The sequence below is a fragment of the Calidithermus terrae genome, from assembly GCF_003574345.1.
Lineage (GTDB): Bacteria > Deinococcota > Deinococci > Deinococcales > Thermaceae > Calidithermus > Calidithermus chliarophilus.
This window is the reverse complement of record NZ_QXDL01000195.1, coordinates 1-7,538: the sequence shown is the minus strand read 5'-3', so window position 1 is coordinate 7,538 and position 7,538 is coordinate 1. Positions and strand designations below refer to the sequence as shown.

The 7,538-nt window shown below is 69.6% G+C and carries 7 protein-coding genes; 1 reads left to right on the top strand and 6 read right to left on the bottom strand.

The window, feature by feature from the left end:
- Window positions 1-153: 153 nt before the first annotated feature.
- From Mterra_RS17000 to Mterra_RS16990, 3 genes are all read right to left on the bottom strand, one after another.
- Window positions 154-1,089, bottom strand: a complete 936-nt coding sequence (locus Mterra_RS17000) for an ABC transporter permease (protein ID WP_027894106.1) — start codon at window positions 1,087-1,089, stop codon at window positions 154-156.
- A 65-nt stretch (window positions 1,090-1,154) separates the two neighbouring features.
- Window positions 1,155-3,023 (bottom strand): ABC transporter permease, encoded by a 1,869-nt coding sequence (locus tag Mterra_RS16995; RefSeq protein ID WP_119316236.1) that lies wholly within the window; start codon window positions 3,021-3,023, stop codon window positions 1,155-1,157.
- 267 nt (window positions 3,024-3,290) lie between these two features.
- Window positions 3,291-4,232 carry an SDR family oxidoreductase gene (locus tag Mterra_RS16990; RefSeq protein WP_119316237.1) on the bottom strand — a complete coding sequence of 314 codons (942 nt, stop codon included), beginning with the start codon at window positions 4,230-4,232 and terminating at the stop codon, window positions 3,291-3,293.
- 71 nt (window positions 4,233-4,303) lie between these two features.
- Between Mterra_RS16990 and Mterra_RS16985 the strand changes: the two genes are divergently transcribed.
- Window positions 4,304-5,290, top strand: a complete 987-nt coding sequence (locus Mterra_RS16985) for a helix-turn-helix transcriptional regulator (protein ID WP_119316235.1) — start codon at window positions 4,304-4,306, stop codon at window positions 5,288-5,290.
- Here the strand turns inward: Mterra_RS16985 and Mterra_RS16980 are convergent.
- The 3 genes from Mterra_RS16980 to Mterra_RS16970 form a co-directional block, all read right to left on the bottom strand.
- Window positions 5,287-6,003, bottom strand: coding sequence for a hypothetical protein (locus Mterra_RS16980; protein ID WP_119316234.1), 717 nt, complete (start codon window positions 6,001-6,003; stop codon window positions 5,287-5,289). The two genes, Mterra_RS16985 and Mterra_RS16980, sit on opposite strands and share 4 nt — an antisense overlap.
- 188 nt (window positions 6,004-6,191) lie before the next feature.
- Entirely contained in the window at window positions 6,192-6,812 is a 621-nt protein-coding gene (locus tag Mterra_RS16975) for a deoxynucleoside kinase (protein ID WP_119316233.1), read from the bottom strand.
- Window positions 6,813-6,859: 47 nt separating this feature from the next.
- Complete coding sequence (locus Mterra_RS16970; protein ID WP_119316232.1) at window positions 6,860-7,480, bottom strand: deoxynucleoside kinase; 621 nt, start codon at window positions 7,478-7,480, stop codon at window positions 6,860-6,862.
- Window positions 7,481-7,538 lie beyond the last annotated feature (58 nt).

Below are 7,538 nucleotides of genomic sequence, written 5' to 3'. Positions count from 1 at the left end.
CCCCGCCAGCGGGGTGGGTATATCCCCCCCACCCCCCTTGTTAAGGGGGGTAAACAAAGGGCGTCTTGCGTCTTGCGTTCGGCGTACGACGTACGACGTAGGACGCACGACCCGCATCCGACGTCCGACCCGCGCCCGGCGCCCGGCTATCGACTACTTCTCATACGGCTTACCGATCGCCGCCGGCGGCCGGCTGCGCCCGATGAACCCGGCCAGCACCAGGATGGTCAGGACGTAGGGCAGCGCCTCCACCACCACCGAGGGCATCACCTCGCCGCCGCCGAGCTGGATCGCCAGCGCCCGGAAGAAGCCGAACAGCAGCGTCGCGCCCAGCACGCCCAGCGGGTGCCACTTGCCGAAGATCAGGGCGGCCAGGGCGATGAAGCCCTGCCCGGCCGACATGTTCTTGACGAACTGGTTGAGGAAGCCGATGGAGAGGTAGGCCCCGGCCAGCCCGGCCAGCAGGCCCGAGAGGATCACCGCGGTGTAGCGCAGGCGGTAGACGTTGACCCCCATGGTGTCGGCGGCCTCAGGCTGCTCGCCCACGGCGCGCAGCCGCAGGCCCCAGGGGGTTTTGAACATCACCCACCAGCACAGGGGAACCAGCAAGAAGGCCAGGAACACCAGCGGGGAGAGGCTCTCCCCGGCCACCCCGATCACCGGGAGGCGGTTCTCGACCTCCTTGGAGTTGGTGGTGGTGTTGTACAAGGCCTGCATCAGCACCGGCGGGGCCCCGGCGGCCAGCAGGTTGATGGCGGTGCCGGTCACGATCTGCTCGGCCTTGTAGCGGATGACCGCGATGGCGTAGACGGTAGCCACCAGGCCGCCCATCAACACCCCGGCCACCACGCCGGCCCAGGGGATCCAGGCCGCGCGGGACAGGGGGTCGGCGGCGAGCATGGGCGCCTCGAGCCGCTCCACCGTGATGGCGGCCGCGGCCGCGCCGAAGAGGATCATGCCCTCGAGGGCGATGTTGGTCACCCCCGAGCGCTCGGAGAACATGCCCCCCAAGGCGGTGAACAGCAGGGGGGTCGTCTGGCGCAGGGTCGAGAAGAACAGCGCGATCAGGATGGCCGACTCGACCCGCATGCCCACAAACACCACGGCGACCGCCGCGACCACGAGGAATCCGATCATGAAAGGCGACAGGCGTTTCATCCAGCCCTCCCGACCAACGCTTTTTCACGGGCCTCGAGCTCGGCCCGGGCCTCGGTCTCGACCTGAGCGGCCTGCAGCGGGTCGATGAAGTAGCGCGGCAAGAAGCCGCCCGCGGCGATGAACAGCACGATCAGCGCCTGCAGCACCGTCACCAGCTCGCGGCTCACGGCGAGCTGCTGGTTGAGGTCGAGCCCGCCCGTCAGCAGCACGCCGAACAGCAAGGCCGAGAGGCTGATGCCGATGGGGGTGTTCTGCCCCATCAAAGCCACCGCGATCCCGTCGAAGCCGACGCTGGTGGGCAGCGACTGCTTGAGGCGGTACTCGTCGATGCCCCCGCCCAGGACGTAGTGGGTGGCCGCCAAGCCGGCGAGCGCGCCGGAGATAGCCATAGCCAGGACCGTCTTGGAGCGCAGGTTGACCCCGCCGTACTCGGCCGCTTTAGGCGCCAGCCCCACCGCCCGCAGCTCGTAGCCGCCGGGCGTGCGGAAGAGGTAGAAGTTGTAGAACAGCAGCGCCAGCACCGCCAGCAGGAAGGCCCCGTTGAAGCGCGAGGAGGTGAGGGCGCTCGTGAGCTCGACCGACGGCCCCGGCAGGAAGCCGCCCACCACGTACCCCGCCAGCACCGCCCCCCCTGAGATCAGCAAGCGGCGGCCGAGGTCCATGCGGCGCTGGGTGTAGTAGGCCACCAGCCCCAGCACCAGCGCGAGGGGGATGGCCCAGGAGAGGTGGCCGTCGCGCACGAGCAGGTCGAGCATGAGCGGGATGCGCGAGCCCTCCTGCACCTCGTTGCTGCGGGCCTCGAAGCCTTCGGCCTTGAAGGGCAGGCGCACGGTGGTCCCGAAGAACTTGTACTCGTTGGCGGCGATGAGGAAGAGGAAGAGCGAGGCGGCGACGTAGTTGAGCATGATGGTGTTGATGACCTCGTGCGCCCCGAAGCGGGCCTTGAGCCAGCCCGGGATGGCCCCCCACAGGGCGCCGCCCGCCGCCGCGGCGGCGATGGAGAGGGGCAGCGTGACCCAGCCGGGCCCGGGCAGGTACACCCCCACCAGCATCGCGGTGATGGCCCCCACCGTGAGCTGCCCCGGCGCGCCGATGTTGAACAGCCCCGAGCGGAAGCCGAAGGCCACCGCCAGCCCGGTGAAGATGAGGGGCGTGGCCAGCAGCAGGCTCTGGAACCAGCCGGTCACGCTGATGACGGGGCTGAAGAGCAGCTGGAAGGTGTAGGTCACCAGGTCGAGTTTGGTGGCGACGGCGTCCAGCAGCGGCAGCACCTTGCCCTCGGCGCCCAGGCCGGGCCGGATGAAGCCCACCACCAGCGCGCCGATCAGCGAGGCCAGCAGCAGCGAGACCAAAGGCACCACCACGCCCCGGTAGCGCACCAGGAAGGCTTTGCCGCCGGGCAGTTGCAGCCGCGCCAGGATCAGCATGCCCAGGCTGAAGAACACGCCCATGTAGGCCCCTAGCGACAGGCTGAAGCGCCGCAAGGGCAGGCGGCGCGGGGAGGTGCCGGCCTCGAGCGCGGGCCCGTTGACGGCGTTGACGGTCTGGTAGAACACCGCGGCCTCCGCCACGAACAGCAGCAGCCCCACCGCCCCGGCCCCGTACAGCACCCGCGCGCGGGTGCGGGCGTCGGGCAGGAACAGCGCCGCGCTGGCGACGAGCACCAGCAGCACCCAGGCCCAGAAGAACGGCGTGACCCAGCCGGTGTTCATGGCGGGAAGCTGGAGGTTTTGCGGGTTCACGAGGTCGAAGGGCGTGAGCAGCACCCCGACCCCGCCGAACTCGCGCTTGAGCACGGCCCATGGCGCCAGCGCCATGAGCAACACGACGATGAAGTTCACTGCGAGCAACAGATAGCGCACCATGTGGCCCCCTGCACTACGGGGATTCTAAGCCATGCCCGGCGTTGCTCATAGCCGCACGGCCCGTGTTCGTGGGGGCTCGAGGGAACAGCGGTCAGCCGTCAGCGGCCATCCGTCAGCGGGAGGCGGGGGCCCGTGGCATGTGGCACTCGAGGTCAAGGGTCGAGGCTCTAGGGCCAAATCGTTTTGCGTACGACGTAGGACGTACGACGTACGACGCCGGGCGCAGGACGCACGACCCGCGACCGGCGCCCGGCTATCAGCTATCGGCTACCGACCATCGGCACTATCCAACCCCTTCCGCGCCTGCATCCGGTCGAAGAACTCCTGCCAGTGCGGCGCCCGGCCGTCGATGTCGGTGAAGCCGTACTCGCGGGAGAGGTGCCAGGTCGCCAGGGCTTTGCCCGCCTTCTCGTGCACGTCGGGGTCGCAGGCCAGGGCCACCACCGCCCGCCCGATGTAGTGCGGGGTCTCCGACTCGGCGTAGTAGGGGTCCTTGGCGATGGCGTCGCGCCAGTTGGCCTCGGTCACGCCGAAGTGATCCAGCATCGCCTCCGAGCGCAGGAAGCCCGGCGTGAGGGCGACGGCGGTGATGTTCTTGGGTGCTTCCGCCGACTTCACGCCGCCCTCCCCGGCGTAGCGGTTGGACTTGAATTCTTCGGCCATGGCGTAGGCCAGCCGGATCACGGTGGTCTTGACGAGGTCGTAGAAGAAGTTCCCCCGGTAGCCTAGGCTGTCGCCGTCGGTGACCTCGACGATGAGGCCGGCGTCGTGCCCCAGCATCAGCGGCACCGCGTAGCGGCTGGTGAGGAGGTGGCTGTAGACGGAGCGCTCGAGCAGCCTCCACCCCTGCGCCACGTCCATCTCCCAGAAGGGCTTCCCCCACTCGATCATCGAATCCCCGCCCCACACGTCGTTGACGAGGACGTCGAGCCGCCCGCCCTGCTCGGCCCGGACGCGCTCGAACAGCGCCTTCACCTCCTCCTCCCGGGTGTGGTCCACCCGCACCGCGATCCCCACCCCGCCCGCCTGCGTCACCCGCTCGGCGGTCTCCTCGATGGTCTCCGGGCGGTTGAGGTCGGAGGGGTTGCCCCGGGTGCTGCGCCCGGTGCAGTACACCGTCGCCCCGGCCGCGCCCAGCTCCACCGCGATCCCGCGCCCGCAGCCCCGGGTCGCCCCGGCCACCACCGCTACCTTGCCTTTGAGACTCATGTTCACCTCCTCCTCGAGCCTAGCCGCCATATATGACACCTCCTGTCATGATCCGGGGGCACAATGGGCTCATGCGGGCCGACCGGCTGCTGTCGATCCTCCTGATCCTGCAGACGCAGGGGCGGGCCACCGGCCGCGAGCTGGCGCGGCGGCTCGAGGTCTCCGAGCGCACCGTCCACCGCGACATGGAGGCCCTCAGCGCCGCCGGGGTGCCGGTGTACGCCGAGCGGGGCCCGGCCGGGGGTTGGCGGCTGCTCGAGGAGTACCGCACCCAGCTCACCGGGCTCAACGAGGACGAGGTCCTCGCGCTCTTCGCCCTCAAGCCCCCGCAACTGCTGGCCGACCTCGGCCTGGGCCGCGCCGCCGAGAACGCCCTGCTCAAGCTGCTGGCCGCCCTGCCCGCCTCGCGCCGCCGGGAGGCCGAGCACGCCCGCCAGCGCCTGCTCATCGACGGCTCGAGGCGCGACGAGCCCGTGCCCTGGCTCCCGCTGCTCCAGGCGGCGGTGTGGGAGGACCGCCGGGTGCGCCTGCACTACCCCAGCGGCGGCGGCCCGCCCGGCGAGCGGGTGGTGGACGCGCTCGGGCTGGTGGTGCGGGGGCAGGCGTGGTACCTGGTCGCGCGGCGCGAGGGCGTGCTGCGCACCTACCGGGTCTCCCGCGTCGCCCACGCCGAGCTGCTCCCCGAGCGCTTCACCCGCCCGCCCGGCTTCGACCTCGAGCGCTACTGGCGCCAAGCCCGCAGCGAATTCCAGGCCAAGCTCCCGGTCTACCCCGTGCTGGCCCGCCTCGAGCAGCACGCCTTCGAACGCTTCGGGCTCGTGGGCCGCTGGGCCCGGCTCGAGCACGCCGAGCCCGACGGGGAGGGCTGGCTCCGGGCCCGCGTCCGCTTCGAGGTCGAGGAGGACGCCGTGGCCTGGGCGCTGAGCCTGGGCGACCGGGTGGAGGTGCTCGAGCCCCCTGAGCTGCGGCGCAGGGTCGTCCGGGAGCTGGTCAAAGCCCTGCGGCGCGTGAAAAAGAGCCGCCCACGAGGCGGCTCGGCAGGGTCGGAAGCTACCTAGCGCTCGAGCAGCCGCGCCGCCCGGGCCCGGTACTCCGGGTTCAGGACGCCCGTGAAGCTTTTAGCCTCGAGCCTCAGCGAGCGGGCGGCGCCGAACTCGGGGTAGAAGACGAAGCTGCCGTCGAGCGAGTCGGGGCGGGTCTGCTTCGCGTCGGTGACGGTCCCGTCCTCGACCCCGGTGATCTCGACGACCGAGAGGTTCCAGCCCTTGCGGAACTTGAGCTTGTCGCTCGAGCCGCTGCAGCTGATCTCCACGTCGCGGTCGCTGTAGTACCAGCCGACGTCGAAGCCGTAGAAGTAGTTGAAGAGCCGGTCCCCCTCGCGCAGGCTGGGTGCTTCGAAGGGGAAGTCGATGGCGAAGGGGTAGAAGGCCCGCTTGTCCTCCGTCTGGCCGATGGCGGCCACCGGGGCCAGGTTGGCCGTGGCGGGGTTGGCGCTGCAGCCGCTGCTCAGCAGGTCGCCGACCGGGGCGAGGTCGGAGTCGTCGAGGGTAGGCAGGCGGTAATCGAACTCGCCCCGGTTCGAGACCTTGACGTTGACGACGGCCTCGAGGTTGTTGAGGTTGACGAAGCTCACGGCAGCAGCGGTGCCGCCGGGCCAATCCTGCATCCGCACCGCCCCCTTCTCGCCGGTGAAGCCCGACGCCGGGCCGGGGCAGGCGGTGAGCACGAGCAGCAGGCCGGTGAACGCTAGCTTCAGGGGTGTCGTTTTCATCCCTCAAAGCCTAATGGGTATTGGGTGAGAAAGCATAAGGGGTGTAGGTCTAGCGCGAGACGCAAAACGCTGGGGGTGGGTCATACGTCTTACGTCGTACGCCGTACGCGAGACGCAAGACGCAAGACGCAAAACGCGAAACGCAAGACGCCTTGGCGCTCGACAAACCGCTGGCTGCGAGCCAGGGTTCAAATGAACGGCAGGGCCAGGCCGTAGCTGTCGAGCAGGGTGAAGACTTCCTGTTGGGCGGCGGGGTCGTCGGCGAAGTTGAGGCGTTGGGTGGGGAGGACGAGGACGGGGGAGAGGTCGTAGGTGGCGATCCAGGCGGCGTAGAGGCGGTTGAGGGCCTCGAGGTAGCTCGCGGGGATGGACTGCTCGTAGGCGCGGCCCCGGCGGGCGATGTGGGCTTGGAGGGTGGGGAGGTCGGCCTCGAGGTAGATCAGGAGGTCGGGCTTGCGCAGCGCGGGGGCGATGCCCTGGTAGAGGGCCATGTAGGTCTGCCAGTCGCGCTCGGAGAGGTGGCCCTCGAGGTAGAGGTTCTGCGCGAAGATGTGGGCGTCCTCGAAGACGGTGCGGTCCTGCACCACGTAGGTCGCGCCGTTGATCTCGGCCAGGTGCTGCTTGAGCCGCTTGGCGAGGAAGAAGACCTGCGAGTGGAAGGCCCAGCTCCCCATGTCCTGGTAGAAGTCGGCCAGGTAGGGGTTCTCGTCCACGGCCTCGTAGACGGGGCGCAGCCCGTAGCGGCTGGAGAGCAGGGTGGTCAGCGTGGACTTGCCTGCCCCGATGTTTCCGGCGATGGCGATGTACATAGGCGTGATCCCGCGGGCGATGCCCGGTGTGCGCGGCCCTCAGCGGCTCAAGGGCGGCTCTGTTCCGCCGCGACCAGCCCCAGGCGCTTGTGCACCTCCCGGGTGATCCAGTCCTGGTCGGCGGGGTCGTTGGCGTAGTCGAGCTGGTCGGCCTCGACGACCCACAGCGGGTTGGCGTAGGTGGCGAAGTGGTGGTCGTAGGCCTGGCCCAGGCGCTCGAGGTAGCCCGGGTCGATGTTGGCCTCGAAGCTGCGGCCCCGCTGCCGGATGCGCTCCAGGATCACGCCCAGCGGCGCCCGCAGGTAGATGGTGAGGTCGGGGGCCGGGATGCGCGGGGAGAGGTGGCTGTAGAGGTCGGAGTACAGCGCCCACTCGTCGCCCGAGAGGTTCATGGCGGCGAAGATCGCGTCCTTGTCGAAGAGGTAGTCGGCCACCACGCCCCGGCTGAACAGGTCGGGCTGGGCCAGCGGCAGCAATTGCTTGTAGCGCGAGAGCAGGAAGAAGACCTGCACCTTGAAGCCGTAGCGCACCGGGTCCTCGTAGAAGACGGGGAGGAAGGGGTTCTCCTCCACGACCTCGAGCAGCGGCTGCACCCCCAGGCGCTCGGCCAATAGACGGGTGAGGGTCGTCTTGCCCACCCCGATGACCCCCTCGATAGCGACGTACATGACGGAGTGAGGCTACCCGGATTGGGGGGAAGGGTCAAGACTTGACAGGGGCGGGCGG

Bases quoted from the DNA above. Each gene is read 5' to 3' on its own strand.
- Mterra_RS16990 (WP_119316237.1), bottom strand. From the start codon at position 4,232: ATGAGTCTCAAAGGCAAGGTAGCGGTGGTGGCCGGGGCGACCCGGGGC.
- Mterra_RS16975 (WP_119316233.1), bottom strand. From the start codon at position 6,812: ATGTACATCGCCATCGCCGGAAACATCGGGGCAGGCAAGTCCACGCTG.
- Mterra_RS16985 (WP_119316235.1), top strand. From the start codon at position 4,304: ATGCGGGCCGACCGGCTGCTGTCGATCCTCCTGATCCTGCAGACGCAG.
- Mterra_RS16995 (WP_119316236.1), bottom strand. From the start codon at position 3,023: ATGGTGCGCTATCTGTTGCTCGCAGTGAACTTCATCGTCGTGTTGCTC.
- Mterra_RS17000 (WP_027894106.1), bottom strand. From the start codon at position 1,089: ATGCGGGTCGAGTCGGCCATCCTGATCGCGCTGTTCTTCTCGACCCTG.
- Mterra_RS16980 (WP_119316234.1), bottom strand. From the start codon at position 6,003: ATGAAAACGACACCCCTGAAGCTAGCGTTCACCGGCCTGCTGCTCGTG.
- Mterra_RS16970 (WP_119316232.1), bottom strand. From the start codon at position 7,480: ATGTACGTCGCTATCGAGGGGGTCATCGGGGTGGGCAAGACGACCCTC.